The sequence below is a fragment of the Leisingera sp. CC-HEC093 genome, from assembly GCF_059429195.1.
Window position 1 is genome coordinate 2,087,038 of record NZ_JCAIJR010000001.1, and the last position, 17,040, is coordinate 2,104,077.

A 17,040-nucleotide genomic window follows, 5' to 3' on the forward strand; every position below is an offset into this window, starting at 1 on the left:
AGATGTGCGGTGGAGGAACCAGAATTGAGCCGTGAATTGGGAACGGGGGTAACATTGAGGTCCAGCTGCGTCCTGCCGCGGCTGGTTCTGGCTTTGGCAGCGGCGGCTCTGCTGGCCTTGAGCGCGGCTGCCGGGCTGTCGCAATCGCCAGACGGTCCGGTCCAGACAGACGGACAGATCGAAGTCGGCGCCGCGGCCGTGCGCGACAGCGAGATCCTCAGCCGGATCGAAAAGCTGCTGGCCCAGATCGACGGCTTCAGCAGCGTCGATGTGTCGGTTTCCGAAGGTGTCGTCCAGATCACCGGGGAGGTGATCGACAACGCGGCGCAGGATCGTCTGAACCAGATCATCAACCGTGTCGCCGGCGTGGTTGCGATCGAAAACGAAACAGAGATCAGCGGCACGCTGGAGGAAAGGCTGGCCCCGGCGATGGAAAGGATCGCCGGGCGGACACGGAATATTCTGGCAAACGGGCCGATTTTTCTGGTCGCTCTGACCGCCTTTCTGATGGTCGCAGCGGGGGGCTGGCTGCTGACCACGCGGATCGGCATCTGGACCCGGCTGGCCCCCAATGCCTTTATCGCGGATGTCTACCGCGCCGTTGCAAGGATCCTCTTTATCCTGACGGGGCTGGTTCTGGCACTGGACATCCTGAATGCAACCGCGCTGATCGGTGCCGTCCTGGGTGCCGCAGGTGTGGTCGGTCTGGCGCTTGGCTTTGCGGTGCGCGATACGGTGGAGAATTTTATCGCTTCTATCCTTCTTAGCTTGCGGCAGCCGTTCCGGCCCAATGACTTTGTCGATATTCAGGGCGACCAGGGGACGGTGGCGCGCCTGACCTCGAGGGCGACCATCCTGATTTCGCCTGAGGGCAACCATATCCGTATTCCGAATGCGACCGTATACAAGGGGCGTATCGTGAATTTCACCCGCGATCCCCGGCGCCGTTTCGGATTTGATTTGGGAGTGGATGCGGACGCGGACCTGGCAGCGGCGCTGACCACAGCCGTTGATGCACTGGAGGCACAGCAGTTTGTGCTGCACGAGCCGGAGGTCGGCGCCTGGATCAGCGAGGTTGGGGATTCCAACGTCATCCTGACCTTCACCGGCTGGGTAGACCAGACCAAAGTGGATTTCGCCAAAGCGCGCGGCGAGGCGATCCGGGCGGCCAAGCTGGCGCTGGAGGATGCAGGCTTTGGCCTGCCTGAGCCGATCTACCGGGTGCGGCTGGACGGGGCGCAGGCTGCGCTGCCGTCCTCCACAGACGCTGTTGAAGGCGGCCGCACTCCAAGAGCCGCAGTTGCGGACCTGCCGGAGGCCGCCGACCCCGCGCGGGCAGAGCCTGCCATAGCAGAGGCGGCAGAGCGGGAACGCGAAGGGCTGGATGGCGGTGAAAACCTGCTGGACGATCAGCAGAAGGTGGAGTGAGGTTGTAACTGCAGCTAGCTGACATTCGCGGCGGCGGTCACGAACTTACATCTGTGGAGGCCCCCTTTAATGCAAGTTGTTTTTTGAGCGTTTGGGAATGTGAACGGATGCGGTCATCTGTCAGGCCTGTTTATGCGGCGTTTCAGACGCCGCTGGCCGGTATGGAGATACGCGGTTCAGTTCCACATCACAGTGGCGGGTTGATTATCCCGGTGTGAGTTCCTGGTTTTACTGAACCCGATCTTTCCGATCATTTGCCCTTACACTCAAAGACCTCCTCACATTCCCGACGTACCGGCCATCGCAACGCTTACGCGGCGGCGATAGCCGGGTCTCTGTAATCTTCGTGTTTCACCAACATGGCCCATAACCTGCGCGCCATCTTATTTGCGAGTGCAATTGCGACGACCATACGTGGTTTTCTTGCGAGCATCCTTTGGAGCCAAGATGCTTCAGGGGCACCCTTGTGAATCGCCATCCTCACTACGGACATGGCACCGATGACCAAGAGCCTGCGGATATCTCTCTGCCCCATCTTCGACGTTCGGCCCAATTTCTGCTTTCCCCCGGTCGAGTGTTGCTTCGGTACCAGCCCTACCCACGCAGAAAAATCCCGACCCCGACGAAAGATTTCCATAGGTGGGGCGAAGGCCGAGACAGCCATTGCAGTTATCGGACCGATGCCTGGCATGGTCTGGAGACGGCGTGCGTTATCGTCTCTTGTCGCTTCGATGCGTACCTGCTTTTCAAGCCTGCCTATTTGTTCTGTTAGTGTAGCGATCTGACCAAGGTAGATTGATCCAACATCTGTCACCACTTTTGGCAGACCGTTCTCGGGATCTTCCAAGATTTCCCTCAGACTTTTGATATTTGTCGTCGTTTTTGGTGCCACCCGGCCAAACTCGGCGAGATGAGCCCGCAGGGCGTTGATCAGCTGCGTGCGTTGCCTCAAAAGCAGGTCACGTGTCCGGAACAAAACCGCCCGACTTTGCTGCTCATGTGTTTTCACGGCGACTGTTCGCATCGTTGGACGTGACGCAGCCTCGGCAATCGCTTCTGCATCAGCCGCATCATTCTTATGCCGTTTGACGAAAGGTTTCACATAGATGGGCGGTATCAATTTCACATCATGGCCAAGTGCCTCGATCTGACGCCCCCAGTCATGCGCGGTTGCACAAGCTTCCATAGCAACTGTGCAATTCGGTTGTTGTACAAAAAATGCCAAAACTTGCGCCCGAGACAGCTTTTTGCGGAACAGAACACTGCCGTCAGCCGCTGCCCCATGCACCTGAAAACTACGCTTTGCTAAATCTACTCCTATGATCGCAACCATTTCCATTGTCGCCTCCTCTGTTTCTGGTCTGTTAAGACAGTACCAGCATGGCACATCACGATGCCGTCGGGAGGGGCATCCACTCCATCACAGTGCGGGACCTTGCTGACATTGCGCGAACGTCTGCTAATGTGCCGAGAAAAGGTACTTCGGAGGCAATGCAGTGGTTCAGGGTTTAAGCCATATGACGTTCATCGTGAGCAATCTCGACAAGATGGAAGAGATGCTTACGACAGTCTTGGATGCCAAGAAAATCTATGACAGTGGCGACAAGACATTCTCGCTCTCCAAAGAGCGATTCTTCGATATTGGAGGCATTTGGGTCGCCACGATGGAGGGCGAGCCTCTTCCAGAGAAGACCTACAACCATGTTGCCTTCAAGATGGCACCAGACGACTACGACGACAGACTTCGGCGCATAAACGCGCTCGGCCTTGAGGTGCGAGAGGGTCGCTCACGTGTCGAAGGCGAGGGCCATTCGATCTATTTTTATGACCACGACAACCATATGTTTGAACTGCACAGCGGCACTCTGGAAGAACGACTAAAGCGCTACGCCGAAACGTGAACCACACGTTCGCTGCATCCTGACAAAAGAGCACTCTGGGCTCTGTACAGGCGATCGTCGCTCAAGGCATGAGCGGCGGCTTCGAAAATCCCCTCCTTGCGCCAATTCCAACAAGCCGTGGCTATGGCGCTGACTGTTTCCGGGACGCGCTGAAAGACAAAGGCGTACGAGCGTGCATCCCTAGTAGAAGCAACGCAAGATGCCGGTTGAAAACGACAAGCGCCGGTACAAGCGGCCAGTCCGTATCAAGAACATGTTTGGCAGGCTCAAGGATCGGAGGCGTGCGGCCACCCGATATGACTGCTGTTCAAAGGTCTTCCTTTGAGCTTTCGCCCTCGCCGCAACCGTCATCTTCTGGTTATGAAATCTGACCCCTAGTCGGAGGAGGATGGCAAAAAAGGTTGCCGCAGTGTCAGTACATTACGGTCTTGAGCGTGATGAGAACCGGCGCGCCATCCCTCCATTTGGCGCTGCCGCGTGCGATCAGCCACCCATCTGCGCGTTCAAGCCGCGCTACGATCTGCCGGGCCGCGGGGCGGGGCAGCGTTTCTGGAAATTCAAATGCGAAATCTATCCGCTGGGTTGCGCCGTTGCTTTTGAGGACGGTTTGGGCGGCCTGGTGCTCCTTTGCGCGGTCCAGGGCAGGGGCTTCCAAGAACAGCGAAAGCTGGCCCTCCGGGATCTTGCCGCCATCGGCATAGGTCACAGAGCCCTGCACATCCTCTTGCTGGGCCATCCCATGGTGTGCAATACCCGCGAAGGCCGCGGCAGCACCAGCGAGGATCAGGCTGCGGCGATTGGTCAGCAGAGGCATGGTGTGTCCTTTCCGTTCGTTCCGGTGCGCCATCGGCGCCAGCGCAGGGGGCGCTAGCCGCCCCCTGCATGTTTGGCAGGGATCAGATGATCACGAAATCATCCGCCGTCATCTGAAGACCGGACCGCAGCTGGGCGAACTGGATCGCATCCTCCCCGCCGAGGCCGTCGGCATCGTAGGACAAGGCGCCGCTGCTGGTGTCATAGAGAATGCGGTCGTCTGCATCCTGTGCGGTACCGGACGCGCTGCTGTGGAATGCGTGGAAATCCAGCACCCCGGCATCGCCCGCGCCGGTAAAAATCGCACTGTCGAGCAGGATCGTGTCGTCACCCGCGTCGAAATCTCTGATCCGGTCCACGTTGTCCGCGCCGAGTTCGGTGGAGAAGCGGAAGTAATCCTCACCTTCGCCGCCAATCAGCGTATCTGCCATCAGCCCGCCATCCAGCAGGTCGCTGCCGCGGCCGCCCGTCAGCCTGTCGGAGCCTGCTTCACCAGGCTGGGCCGGGGCAGGGGGGACTTCCACTGACACGTTCAGTCTGTAGCTGGAGCCCTCCGGTACGCTTTCCGACCAGCCATCGGGCGTGTCCGGCGACCAGCTGCCTTCGAGGATATAGTAGCTGCCGGTTTCCTCAACCACGAACACGGTGCTGGAATCACGGTTGCTGCTGGATCCCGGATCGCCGCCGCCATCGTCGTTTTGGGTGACGATATTGCCCTCGGCGTCCAAGAGCCGCACCCAGCTGTCATGCACGTTCGGGTCGGCGATGCCGTCGATGTCAATGGTCAGTACAGTGCCCGCTGCAAGGTCGATTTTGTAATAGCCGCCCTGTCCGTTACCGGTCGCATTCACCGTGGTATGCAGCACGCTGGTGGAGTCAAAAATGTCCGGATCTTCCGTCAGCGAGAAGTTGTTGGAGATATCGAACGCGGTTTCGATCGAGTTGTTATCCGCATCCGGCCCCAGCGTCGCGTAGCCGGTGCCGAGACCCGGCTGAGGCGGCACATCGGCAGGGTCAGCGAAGTCGCCGAGGAGGGTATCGTCGCCGCCGCCGCCCTTGAGCTTGTCATCGCCGCCCTGGCCAGTCAGAATGTTTGCCGCGCGGTCGCCCTTGATGCGGTCGTCAAAACCGGAACCGGAGAGATTCTCAATGGAGACATAGGTGTCGCCTTCGGATTTGCCCTTGGCGAGGCTCAGTCTTACCCCGCGGGTAGCATCCGAGTAATCGGCGGTATCGCTGCCTGCCCCGCCGTTCAGCAGGTCCTGTCCTGCGCCGCCGGTCAGCATGTCGTCGCCCGCGCCGCCGGACAGCTCATTGGCGCCTTCGGTACCAATCAGGTGGTCGTCGTGAAGGGAGCCGACAGCGTTTTCCACATCAACGATAATGTCGTGGCGGATCACTGTGCCGCGCCCGACGATCTGCACAGGCCCGTCGGCGTCGCCGCCCTGCGCGGTGCCATCGGCAAGATCCACGGTCACGCCGGACGAGCTGCCGCTGTAATCCACCGTATCCACACCGTCGCCGCCGTCGAGATAATCCTGGCCGCTGCCGCCGATCAGCACATCGTCGCCGTCCTCGCCGTACAGCAGGTCGCCGTCGCGGCCACCGTCCAGCGTGTCATTCCCGCCGCCGCCGCTGAAGACGTCGCCGCCGCCCTGGCCCCAGAAGTGGTTGTCGTCGCTGGTGCCGATAAAGCGGTCGATCCGGTCGTCGGAGCCGATCAGGTTTTCAATGCTGTAGAAGGTGTCGCCGGAAGCGGTGCCGCCGCTGGCCACATTGGTTTCCAGGTTCACCAGCAGCTGGAACGGGCTTTCCTGGCTGAAATCCACGGTGTCGATTCCCGCGCCGCCGCGGAACACATCCGCCCCGTCCTGGCCGCGCAGCAAGTCGTCGCCATCGCCGCCGTCCAGCAGGTCGTCGCCGGCGCCGCCGTTGATGGTGTCATTGCCGGCACCGCCATAAAGCGCATCGTCTCCATCGTCGCTTTCGGTCTGGTCATCCAGATCCTCGATGTCGATCGTATTGTTTATGTCGCGGCTCGCCAGCGAGTCGCGTCCGCCGATAATCAGATCATCGCCGCCAAGGCCGAAAATGGTGTTGCTGCCGGCGCCGCCGTCGAGCGTTTCGCTGCTGTCATCACCGACAATGATGCTGTCCAGCGCATCCGGCGGGCCTTCGCCCGGTCCGTTGACGGTCTCCTCTCCCGGCTCAGCGGGCGTGCCGCCTACGTAGATGATGTTCTCGACATTGTCGATTTCACCGAGGTCCAGCCCATCGGCCACCACGAACACGGTGTCATTGCCGCCGTTTTCTTCCTCATGCACGATGTCATCGGCGGAATCGACAAAATAGACATCATCGCCGCCGTTGCCCGCCATACGGTCGGCGCCCGCGCGCCCGTCCAGCACGTTGTCGCCATCGTTGCCGATCAGGATATCGTCATAGCTGCTGCCAATGCCGGTCTCGACATAATATTCGGTTTGATCCTCATTATGGCCCGCGAAGATAGACACGTTGTTGCTGTGCCCGTTGACGCTGGAGAAATGGCCGGCGCGCAGATCCAGTATGGTGCCCGCGGTGGAGCCGGAAAAGTCGATGGTGTCGTCACCGCCGGTGTCATGGATCACAAAACCGATGTCATGCTGCGGGCCGTCTGCCGTCAGCAGGTAACCGTATTCGGTGCTGTTGAACCCGTAAGTGTTGTCGCCGGTGTTAAGGTCAATGGCCTCATAGGTCCGCACACCCTCGTCGTCCACAGTGGAGAAATAGGTGCGGATCGTGGCTTCGATATCTGCCATCAAGGGCGTTGAGGCAGACCAGCGGGTGTCTTCGCCCACGTCAATGCCGTCGAAATAGGACATGACGCTGTACTGCTGGCGGTCGTAGGTCCAGGTCGCGTTGTTCAGATAGTTGATCTGGACGCCGCCCGGGCCGCTGTAATTATAAAGGCCGGGGTGATTGAGGCCGAACTCATGGCCGAATTCGTGAATGAAGGTGTCAAAGACATAGCCGCCAATGTCCGTGAGGTCCGGCTCGGTATCGTGGAAGCGCTGGCCGACGCTGACATAACGGTCGCTGGAAAAGGCGCTGCCGTCGCTCTGTTCGCCGATCTCGGGGCTGACGACTTCCATCCAGTGGCTGTCGGGGTCATAGGGGGCGTCGTCGACGATCTCGAATTCCAGCGGTGTGACCGCGGACCACATATGCAGGGCGCCGATGGCGGCTTCCTTGTAATCGGGGTGGTCGTTCAGCCCGGTCAGATTGATCACCAGCGGTTCGGCGGCGGTTTCCGGGCTTAGCTCACGGTCAAGCGCGCCCAGGTGATCGAGAAACGCTTCGTAGTCCTCGCTTTTGCCGAAAGGGTTGTCCGGTGTCTGGTCATTGATCCACCATTCGTTGCTGGTGTCGGTCGATGACGGCATTCTTTGTCTCCCTGTAAATCAACTCCGAGTAGATAGGCGAAGGCTGAAAAATAGTCCCGGCCCCCCCCCGCATGAGTACGCGAGGTGCCTGGTCAGTCCTGCGCCTGACTCGGTGAATTTTGACGTGTTTGTTCGGTGTTTCGATCTTTGCCAAAAAAAATCAGCCGGCAACTATTTATATTTAATAAAGTTTTTAAACGTCTCGGTTGCTCGGCAACTCCCGGCCCATTGACGCGAGGGCATGAGCGGACTTGCGCTAGCCACCCCGGGCGCTGGGCCGCCCCGCAATCAGAATGGTTGACACACTGCCGAGCTCTGGTCGTTAAAATCAATCAATGGTAGAAAGTTTGTGTAGTGCGTTGCGCTGCACACGGGCGACATTCAGAGTCGGCCGGCTGACGCGCACAGAATGGATTTGCCTCGCAGGGCAAAGCCCTCGCCGGAGAGGGCAAGTGCTGAACCAAAAAGCCATTAAAAATGCCATGCTTTGCGATTTGGATGAATGCTCTCGTTCTGTCTGTGCAACTCTTCTCTGAGTATAGGTCCTCACCTATCACTTCAGACGTCACCGTCCGGTGAAGGTGCTCTAGCACAGCTCCGGCAGTCCCTGCTACGCCGCGATAGCAGCGTAGCGCCATGGCATGAGTTCGTTCAGACGTGTGATCTTATGATCTGCGATCGGTGCCAAAACCCAGGTGAGCCAGGCTAGGGGATCTACGCCGTTCATCTTGGCGGTTTCGATCAAGGTAAAGGCGATGGCCATGGCTTTGCTACCGCCCTCGGAACCTGCGAATGTCCGTTTTTGCGGCAGATGGCCACTGGCTTGACAGCGCGTTCAGCACTGTTGTTGTCCAATTCTAAATGGCCGTTTTCGAGATACGGCCGGGCCTTCGGCATCCGGCCCAAGGCATAGCGGATGGCCTGGGCCAGTGGTGACTTACCTCAGATTTTGGGCAGTTGCGCGTGCAGCCAGGCTTCCAGGCCGTCGAATATCTGCCGAAGCAATCGCAGTGATGGCATGCGGTTTCCACTATCGGCAGGGGGTATTTTTATCCTTCATGTGCGGTCGTCAGAATGCCGCATGTTGATTTGGCGGCTCTCATTGCTGCCGGAGCAGGGGAGGGAAACAATTTAAGGTCGGTTGCCGAGAACATTGCGCGAACACGGCTGCACGGACTTTGCACGTGAATAACGTGCAGTTCCGCAAAAGCTCCCGGAAAACCGGGGAAGCTCCCTGTTTTTCTGGCGCGGAAAAAAAATGAAAAAACGCCTTGTTTCTCTGGGTTGCGGCAAATATACGGGTCAGCGGAGACGTGGCCGAGTGGTCGAAGGCGCTCCCCTGCTAAGGGGCATGCACCCAACAGATAACACCTCTAAAACAATCGGAAAAACCAGACTACACGTACCCCTTTGCACGGATTTTGCACAGGTTTGCTCGCAGTAGGCCTACCGCACCCGGTCAGCGGATGTTCCCTGCTGGAAAGCCCATCAGTCTGTCCTGATCTTCTCATTTGAGCATGCGGAGCTGCACTGGCTGACCTCATTCATCATCACGTTGGCAGTACGGCATTCACTCCATGAAGGGGAAAGGGCGGTACTTGTTGAGTTCTCTTACTTAATCCAATGACCGGGCTGAAGGTGGCCGGGCCCGAAATAGCTGGCTTGACCGGCACGTGCATTGGGGACGGGGGACGCCGGATAGGCGTGCGACGGAGCTTCTTTTGAAGGACGTGGAAGAGCAAAAAATTAGTACTGGGGTGTGTTTTTCCGAAGCGGGTGATTTTCTGAACCATTGGCGCGGCGATGCTCAATGCGGAACCAGGATCCGGCATTTTTTGATGCGGGCAGACTGCAGGAACGTGCCGACCCGTCGGATGGAAGCTGCCGGGGAGATCAGAAACTAACTTTCACCATCCCTGCCACAACTCACATCTGTGGAGGCCCCCTTTAATGCAAGTTGTTTTTTGAGCGTTTGGGAATGTGAACGGATGCGGTCATCTGTCAGGCCTGTTTATGCGGCGTTTCAGACGCCGCTGGCCGGTATGGAGATACGCGGTTCAGTTCCACATCACAGTGGCGGGTTGATTATCCCGGTGTGAGTTCCTGGTTTTACTGAACCCGATCTTTCCGATCATTTGCCCTTACACTCAAAGACCTCCTCACATTCCCGACGTACCGGCCATCGCAACGCTTACGCGGCGGCGATAGCCGGGTCTCTGTAATCTTCGTGTTTCACCAACATGGCCCATAACCTGCGCGCCATCTTATTTGCGAGTGCAATTGCGACGACCATACGTGGTTTTCTTGCGAGCATCCTTTGGAGCCAAGATGCTTCAGGGGCACCCTTGTGAATCGCCATCCTCACTACGGACATGGCACCGATGACCAAGAGCCTGCGGATATCTCTCTGCCCCATCTTCGACGTTCGGCCCAATTTCTGCTTTCCCCCGGTCGAGTGTTGCTTCGGTACCAGCCCTACCCACGCAGAAAAATCCCGACCCCGACGAAAGATTTCCATAGGTGGGGCGAAGGCCGAGACAGCCATTGCAGTTATCGGACCGATGCCTGGCATGGTCTGGAGACGGCGTGCGTTATCGTCTCTTGTCGCTTCGATGCGTACCTGCTTTTCAAGCCTGCCTATTTGTTCTGTTAGTGTAGCGATCTGACCAAGGTAGATTGATCCAACATCTGTCACCACTTTTGGCAGACCGTTCTCGGGATCTTCCAAGATTTCCCTCAGACTTTTGATATTTGTCGTCGTTTTTGGTGCCACCCGGCCAAACTCGGCGAGATGAGCCCGCAGGGCGTTGATCAGCTGCGTGCGTTGCCTCAAAAGCAGGTCACGTGTCCGGAACAAAACCGCCCGACTTTGCTGCTCATGTGTTTTCACGGCGACTGTTCGCATCGTTGGACGTGACGCAGCCTCGGCAATCGCTTCTGCATCAGCCGCATCATTCTTATGCCGTTTGACGAAAGGTTTCACATAGATGGGCGGTATCAATTTCACATCATGGCCAAGTGCCTCGATCTGACGCCCCCAGTCATGCGCGGTTGCACAAGCTTCCATAGCAACTGTGCAATTCGGTTGTTGTACAAAAAATGCCAAAACTTGCGCCCGAGACAGCTTTTTGCGGAACAGAACACTGCCGTCAGCCGCTGCCCCATGCACCTGAAAACTACGCTTTGCTAAATCTACTCCTATGATCGCAACCATTTCCATTGTCGCCTCCTCTGTTTCTGGTCTGTTAAGACAGTACCAGCATGGCACATCACGATGCCGTCGGGAGGGGCATCCACTCCATCACAGTGCGGAACTTTGCAGCCGTTGCCTTTTCGGGTGTTTGCTGACGCAGCATTCGCTCGCAACCGCGGCACGCTCATCGCAGCTTTCCAGCCACTGCTGGTGATGTCGAAGAGGTCAGCCGGGCTCAGACCCTTTGGCTCAACCTCTGCTTCGTGCTCGGGTTCTCAACGATATTCATGGCACTCAGGGCTTCGGCAACGGCCCTGGGTCAGGCACTGTTGCGGTGGCGTTATGAACTCAACCTCGTTGGCGGTGGCATCGTGATTCTGTTCGGGCTGTTCATGATCGGCGCGGCGCGGATCGGCGCCATGGAACGGGATCTTCGGTTCCATCTCGACGTCCCCGGCGGCAGGCCGGCCGCGTCCTATGTTCTGGGCCTCGCGTTCGGCTTCGGCTGGACCCCCTGCATTGGCCCAATTCTCGGTGCGATCCTCACCGCCAGTGCGGCGAGCGCCATGGTTGGGCAAGGGGTCTTGCTACTGGCGATTTATTCTGCAGGCCTTGGCGTGCCGTTCCTGATTGTTGCGGGTTTCACCGATCGGCTTGTCGGCCGGTTGCAAGGCGCCAGACGGGTCGGGTGCCGCCTGCATCAGGCCGCGAGCGCGGTCATGGTCGTGATGGGGCTTGCGATGATGACCGGGCAGCTCACCGCGCTGTCCTACTGGCTGCTCGATGTCTTTCCGGTCCTCGGGCGGATCGGCTAGCAGCCAAATGATTGTCAAACTCCTAGCACCGATCCTGGGATCAAACCTGTCTGTTCCACCACCGCGAGTACAAGGCCGGCACTAGAGTTGGATTCTATCTGCACGAGCCGGCAGTCGGCCGCCCAGTCGATCCTCGCGGTTGGATCCAGCGCATGAACGTTCCGGGCGAGTTGGCCGTAGTCCGCCTCGCCCGTATAAAAAGGGACATCAATGATCAGCTTCCGGTTCATTGACAGACACAATGCAGCTTTCCGGCGCTGGAGTGTCAAGACTTATCCGGTACGGTACAAGAGCTGCGCCACGTCTATTACAACGGTCTGCGTGTCAATCGGCATGATGTCGGGACGCGTCATAGGCATTCAAAATGGCTCTGAATCGATTTTGGCACAACTACCCCGTCTCTAAGGTCAGAATACTTGAACGAGCCGTGACTTGAACACGCCGATATTCGCCCTGCCATCGAAGCCACCGCGTGGCGCAATGGGCCGAAATCTGCCATTCAACTTCTCTGTCAGAAACCTCCATGTGATGAACTGATCAGTTTTCCCTACCCACGGAGGCCTTGCCAGGTTGGGACAGTAAGCAAAAATAGCTCGGTCCAGAAATCTACGCTGGCCTCAGAAACCCCTTGACCCTTTAGTAGCTGTAGCTCTTATCGGAGTGGGGTAATTTGAAGCAATCAAAGGGCACAGGAGAAAATCTCAGATATGATTACGAGACGCCATTTTGTCGCAAGTTCGTCAGCACTGTTCTCTACTGCAATCGCAGAACCGGTGTGGGCCGGATCTTGGCCGACTGCCACACAGAAGGCAAATTGGGACGCTCAAATCACACCGCCAAACTATGATCCGGCAACGTCTAATCCATGGGGGCTGCACCAACGTTTCCTTCCCACCCGGGTCGTTGCAAACGACGGGTTGGTGCCGGGGGACATCCATGTCGATGCCATTGCGAGATACCTTTACCACATTGAAGAGGGGGGAACTGCCATGCGCTATGGTGTGGCCATAGCCCGTGGCAATTTGTACGAACCTGGCACTTACACCATCCGGCGAAAAGTTGAGTGGCCGCATTGGACGCCTACTCAATCCATGATCGAACGCGACCCGGAGGCCTATTCCCAGTATGCAGACGGGCAGGAACCAGGCCCCAAGAACGCGCTAGGTTCCCGCGCTCTCTATTTGTTTGTTGGAAACCGCGATACCTACCTGCGTATTCATGGAACGCCTTGGCCGCGTTCGATCGGTGGCAGGGCGAGTTCAGGATGCGTCCGCATGGTTATGGCGCATATCAACGATCTCTACCCAAACGTGGAAACCGGCTCGACGGCCTATCTGTATGAGGCCGAAGACGGCATCACTTCACGGAGTTGAGGGGGAGGTTGGTGACCTAATCTATGCGTTTGGTTTCGAACAGATCGGGTTTCCCGCCGTTGTTCTAAGCGGCAGCAACGTGGTTTCAACTGGCCCGCTATGCTCATACCAGTAGCAGCCGTCTTCAGGCAGAAGCCGTGCAGACGCAAGATTTTGTCCCGGAGCCGCGAGATCAACGACGGCGTCAGGCACGTTTCCGACCCGCGTTGCGGCGTTGCCGGAGACACTAGTAGAGGAAGAACATCCTGCCAGAATTAGCATTGTGGCCACGATTGCCGCATTTCGTTTCTGCATCTGAACCTCTGCCGTTTGCTTTTTTGTTTCCCGTCGGCAATCTGGCATACGGTATGTTTCGCCACAAGCCAGAGGTCGGACCCTCGCATTTACGGCGCATTTGAGCGTCTAGCGAAAAAACGCGTTTGACCACTTGAAGCTCTAGGTGCTGTAGGAATTAGGTTCGAAGGATCTCGTCGAATCTGAAGGTCCGCCTATGCCGCTCGAAACCCGCCGTAACGATGACAATAGCACCTGCACGCAGGATCATGAATCTGCCTGCTGCGGCGGTGCTTCAACCTGCGGGGACATTGGTCCGGCAGGCCCGCCCCCTGCTAACGGGCGCAGTTTCCAGGTCTCCGGACTCGATTGCGCCGAAGAGGTGGCAATTCTGAACCGGGCCGTGGGTCCGAGTGTGGGCGGAACCGAGCACCTGGCGTTTGACGTGATCAACGGACGCATGACGATCCTTGATACCGCAATAGCACTATCCGACTCCGAGGTCACCAAGTTGGTCGCTAGTACCGGGATGAGTGCGAAGCCCTGGGACGTCAAGAACGCAGCGAAGGATCAGGCAGCGCATCTGGCACGTCAATGGCGCTTCACCGCGTTGAGTGGCGGATTTTGGGCAGCAGGTTTCCTCTACCACATCGTCGAGACCGGTATGAGCGGGGCTATAGGGCTGTTCGCTGGTCATGGGGAGGGACCGATGCCGATGGCCGAAGCCGGACTCTTCGCGGTTGCGATCCTCTTTGGCGTCTGGCTCGTCGCTCCCAAGGCGTGGTCCTCAGCGCGGCGGTTCTCGCCCGACATGAACCTCCTGATGGTCGTCGCCGTGGCCGGCGCCATCGGCCTTGGCGAATTCTTCGAGGCCGCGACGGTCGCCTTTTTCTTCTCGCTTTCGCTTTATCTCGAAAACTGGAGTGTCGGCCGGGCGAGGAACGCAGTTTCGGCGCTGCTGGACCTCGCGCCCCCCACGGCAAGGGTGCTTTATGACGATGGATCGGAAGCGGAGGTTCCAGCGTCCGCGGTAGCTGTAAATGCAAAATTCATTGTGCGCGGCGGCGACCGCATTCCGCTTGACGGTGAAGTCGTAGGGGGAGCGGGTGCTGTTGATCAGGCCCCCATTACCGGTGAAAGCGCTCTGGTGCCAAAGGAACCGGGCGACGAAGTCTATGCCGGCACCATCAACGGTGAAGGCACTCTTACTGTGCGGGCAACGAAGAAGGCATCGGACACAGTGCTTTCGAAAATCATACGCATGGTTGGCGACGCGCATTCCCGCCGCGCTCCTGTGGAACAGTGGGTGGCGAAGTTCGCGCGGATATACACGCCGGTAGTCATGGCACTGGCAATCGCTCTCGCGGTTCTTCCGCCACTTGCTGGCGGCGCATGGGGCTTCTGGTTCTACAATGCTCTGGTGCTCCTGGTCATCGCCTGCCCCTGTGCGCTGGTGATTTCGACGCCTGTCTCGATCGTTGCGGCGCTGGCCTCTTCGGCGCGGGCGGGCGTGCTGATCAAGGGCGGCGCCTATGTCGAGGCACCTGGCCGCACGACGGCGCTGGCCTTGGACAAGACCGGAACGATCACCGAGGGCCGACCGGAGGTTGCGGCAATCCATCCGCTTGGAATGGTGGAGGCGCGGGACCTGCTTGCGCTGGCGTCTTCGCTGGAGATGCGCTCCTCGCACCCGCTAGCGCGCGCTATCCTCGAGCGCGCCGGGCGGGACGCCGTTTCAGTAGCCGCTGCGGAGGATACCCGCACGGTGCCGGGGCGAGGGCTCGAAGGTCGCATGGGTGACCGGCCCGTCTGGCTTGGTTCTGACCGGTTCGCCGCGGAGAAAGGTTTTGGGGATGCCATTCCTGATGAGTTGCGGGACCGGATCGAAGGGGCGGGGGCGACGCTGGTCGCGTTGGGCGACGAGACGGGCGTGTTGGGCGTTCTTGAACTGCGCGACCGGATCAGGCCTGACGCCAAAGGCATCGTCTCTCGATTGCACGCACAGGGTGTCAACACCGTTGTCATGCTAACTGGCGACAACGAGCGCACGGCGCGCGCGGTAGCAGCCGAAGTCGGTATCGACGAGGTTCGCGCTGAACTGCTGCCAGAAGACAAGGTAACCGCCATCGAGGAACTGGTGGACAGCCATTCGGTTGTTGCCATGATTGGGGACGGCGTAAACGATGCCCCCGCCATGGCGCGGGCGCATTACGGCATCGCCATGGGCGCCGTAGGCTCGGACGCGGCCATCGAGACGGCGGACATCGCGCTGATGACAGATGACATCGCCAAGGTGCCGTGGCTGATTGCCCATTCGCGCCGCACGATGAGCATCATCCGCCAGAATATCGGCCTTTCGTTAGCGACGAAAACCGCCTTTGTCGTGGCGACTGCATTCGGAATGGCCTCGATGTGGGGGGCCATTGCTGCGGACGCGGGTGTGTCGTTGCTGGTGGTGGCCAATGCGCTGCGGCTTCTGAACGCGGACGGCCGCCACAAGTCGCCGCCGGAAGGCGGCGAGCCAGCAGGTGAACAAATGGCGAAGGGCGCTTTGGCACATGGTCATTGATTTGGTGCCGGCCCTTCAACTAGGGTTGTGGTAACAAGCCGTCAATAATGGCACCGAGCAGCGATGATCAACAGAATCCCGAGACGCAGAATTCTACTGGGCGGCATTGCCGTCCTCCTATCCGGCTGTGCAAGCAAGTTCCGTAGTTATACCGGGCCCGAAGTTACCCGTTTGCGGCTCTACAAATCAGAACGTTTGCTTGTTCTGGATGGCGCTGAGGGTGTTTTGCGCACCTACCCGGTCGGGCTGGGGTTTGCACCGGAAGGTCATAAGCAATTTGAGGGGGATGGACGAACACCCGAAGGCGCCTACCTCATTGACCGGCGCAATCCTGACAGTCTGTTCCACCTCTCCATCGGCATCTCTTATCCAAACGAGGCGGACATCGCATTTGCAGCGGCGCAAGACAAATCTCCGGGTGGTGACATCTTCATCCATGGCGGGCCGCGACGGGGCATTGACCCAATGAACAAACGCGACTGGACCGCAGGCTGTATCTCTGTGTCCGACCGCCAGATCGAAGAGGTCTATGCAATGGTGCGGGACGGGACGCCCATCGAAATATATGCATAGACCGCGCTCGACGGCGGGCAGTCACGCAAATGGTGCTTGAATTGCGGCATTGAAGGCCGAGATTGCAAACACCATCACGATCACCTCGCAGGCATCGGTATACTCCGTCCGTAGAAACGAAACCGGTCTGTGATCATCAAGTGATTTGGTTGCAAGGTAGCCTGAACGGCCAGGCGAACAGAGGAATACAGCTCCGTTCTCAGCCCGCGTGCAATCGTGCTGATCAGTTGCCGGGGTAACTGGCGTAGACTTCGGTCGAGCCGTCATTGTTGATAAGGAACACATCGTAAGCCTCTCGCCAGCTGCCCTGATCCATACCAGGCGATCCGAGCGGCATGCCGGGTACGGCAAGACCCACTGCGTCGGGACGCTCGGCAAGGAGCCTGCGAATGTCGGCCGCGGGCACATGCCCCTCAATTACGTAACCCTCGGTGAGACCTGTGTGGCAAGAAACCATGCGCTGCGGCACACCGTTGTCGAGTTTGAACCGCACGAGCAGCCCTGCGAACATGTTTTTTCCGCTTGGAACAAACACGCTTTCCCCCAGATGTTCCATCCAAGCGAGGCAGCAACCGCAGCCATTGGTCTTTTTAACCTCAATGGGCGTCGATTGGGCCAGCACCTGTGCGGCGGGGAGCAGGGCAAGAGCACATGCCAGGGCGGCGATCGGTCGTTTCATG

General features: G+C 58.6%; 12 protein-coding genes and 2 pseudogenes. 7 read left to right on the forward strand and 7 right to left on the reverse strand.

Going from position 1 to position 17,040, the window contains the following annotated elements; genetic code table 11:
- Positions 1-54 precede the first annotated feature (54 nt).
- Positions 55-1,428: a mechanosensitive ion channel domain-containing protein gene (locus tag AC5STB_RS10050; protein ID WP_495442765.1), complete on the forward strand. Its 1,374-nt coding sequence runs from the start codon at positions 55-57 to the stop codon at positions 1,426-1,428.
- Positions 1,429-1,738: 310 nt separating this feature from the next.
- Here the strand turns inward: AC5STB_RS10050 and AC5STB_RS10055 are convergent, their stop codons facing one another.
- The gene (locus AC5STB_RS10055) at positions 1,739-2,767 is read right to left on the reverse strand and encodes an IS110 family RNA-guided transposase (protein ID WP_027236523.1); all 1,029 of its coding nucleotides are present in this window, start codon (positions 2,765-2,767) and stop codon (positions 1,739-1,741) included.
- A gap of 157 nt (positions 2,768-2,924) precedes the next feature.
- Between AC5STB_RS10055 and fosX the strand changes: the two genes are divergently transcribed.
- Both fosX and AC5STB_RS10065 read left to right on the forward strand, forming a co-directional pair.
- Positions 2,925-3,329 (forward strand): FosX/FosE/FosI family fosfomycin resistance hydrolase, encoded by a 405-nt coding sequence (gene fosX / locus AC5STB_RS10060; protein WP_495442766.1) that lies wholly within the window; start codon positions 2,925-2,927, stop codon positions 3,327-3,329.
- 116 nt (positions 3,330-3,445) lie between these two features.
- Positions 3,446-3,654 (forward strand): annotated as a pseudogene (locus tag AC5STB_RS10065) (transposase); the annotation flags it as partial.
- An 87-nt stretch (positions 3,655-3,741) separates the two neighbouring features.
- Here the strand turns inward: AC5STB_RS10065 and AC5STB_RS10070 are convergent.
- The 4 genes and pseudogenes from AC5STB_RS10070 to AC5STB_RS10085 form a co-directional block, all read right to left on the reverse strand.
- A complete protein-coding gene (locus AC5STB_RS10070) occupies positions 3,742-4,143 on the reverse strand; it encodes a hypothetical protein (protein ID WP_495442767.1) in 402 nt (133 codons plus the stop codon).
- A gap of 82 nt (positions 4,144-4,225) precedes the next feature.
- The gene (locus AC5STB_RS10075) at positions 4,226-7,564 is read right to left on the reverse strand and encodes a M10 family metallopeptidase C-terminal domain-containing protein (protein ID WP_495442768.1); all 3,339 of its coding nucleotides are present in this window, start codon (positions 7,562-7,564) and stop codon (positions 4,226-4,228) included.
- Positions 7,565-8,174: 610 nt separating this feature from the next.
- Positions 8,175-8,551, reverse strand: a pseudogene (locus AC5STB_RS10080) (IS66 family transposase); the annotation flags it as partial.
- Positions 8,552-9,755: 1,204 nt separating this feature from the next.
- A complete protein-coding gene (locus tag AC5STB_RS10085; protein ID WP_027236523.1) occupies positions 9,756-10,784 on the reverse strand; it encodes an IS110 family RNA-guided transposase in 1,029 nt (342 codons plus the stop codon).
- Between the two features lie 134 nt (positions 10,785-10,918).
- Between AC5STB_RS10085 and AC5STB_RS10090 the strand changes: the two genes are divergently transcribed.
- Complete coding sequence (locus AC5STB_RS10090) at positions 10,919-11,572, forward strand: cytochrome c biogenesis CcdA family protein (protein WP_082023080.1); 654 nt, start codon at positions 10,919-10,921, stop codon at positions 11,570-11,572.
- A gap of 14 nt (positions 11,573-11,586) precedes the next feature.
- Here AC5STB_RS10090 and AC5STB_RS10095 read toward each other — a convergent pair whose 3' ends face one another.
- The gene (locus AC5STB_RS10095) at positions 11,587-11,802 is read right to left on the reverse strand and encodes a hypothetical protein (RefSeq protein ID WP_027236524.1); all 216 of its coding nucleotides are present in this window, start codon (positions 11,800-11,802) and stop codon (positions 11,587-11,589) included.
- A 477-nt stretch (positions 11,803-12,279) separates the two neighbouring features.
- Between AC5STB_RS10095 and AC5STB_RS10100 the strand changes: the two genes are divergently transcribed.
- From AC5STB_RS10100 to AC5STB_RS10110, 3 genes are all read left to right on the forward strand, one after another.
- Complete coding sequence (locus AC5STB_RS10100) at positions 12,280-12,945, forward strand: L,D-transpeptidase (protein WP_036797386.1); 666 nt, start codon at positions 12,280-12,282, stop codon at positions 12,943-12,945.
- A 490-nt stretch (positions 12,946-13,435) separates the two neighbouring features.
- Positions 13,436-15,787, forward strand: coding sequence for a heavy metal translocating P-type ATPase (locus AC5STB_RS10105; RefSeq protein ID WP_167332324.1), 2,352 nt, complete (start codon positions 13,436-13,438; stop codon positions 15,785-15,787).
- 63 nt (positions 15,788-15,850) lie between these two features.
- A complete protein-coding gene (locus AC5STB_RS10110) occupies positions 15,851-16,360 on the forward strand; it encodes a L,D-transpeptidase family protein (RefSeq protein WP_035919395.1) in 510 nt (169 codons plus the stop codon).
- Between the two features lie 223 nt (positions 16,361-16,583).
- On the opposite strand, the gene AC5STB_RS10115 is transcribed toward AC5STB_RS10110, so the two are convergent.
- Positions 16,584-17,039: a DUF411 domain-containing protein gene (locus AC5STB_RS10115; RefSeq protein ID WP_027236527.1), complete on the reverse strand. Its 456-nt coding sequence runs from the start codon at positions 17,037-17,039 to the stop codon at positions 16,584-16,586.
- Position 17,040 lies beyond the last annotated feature (1 nt).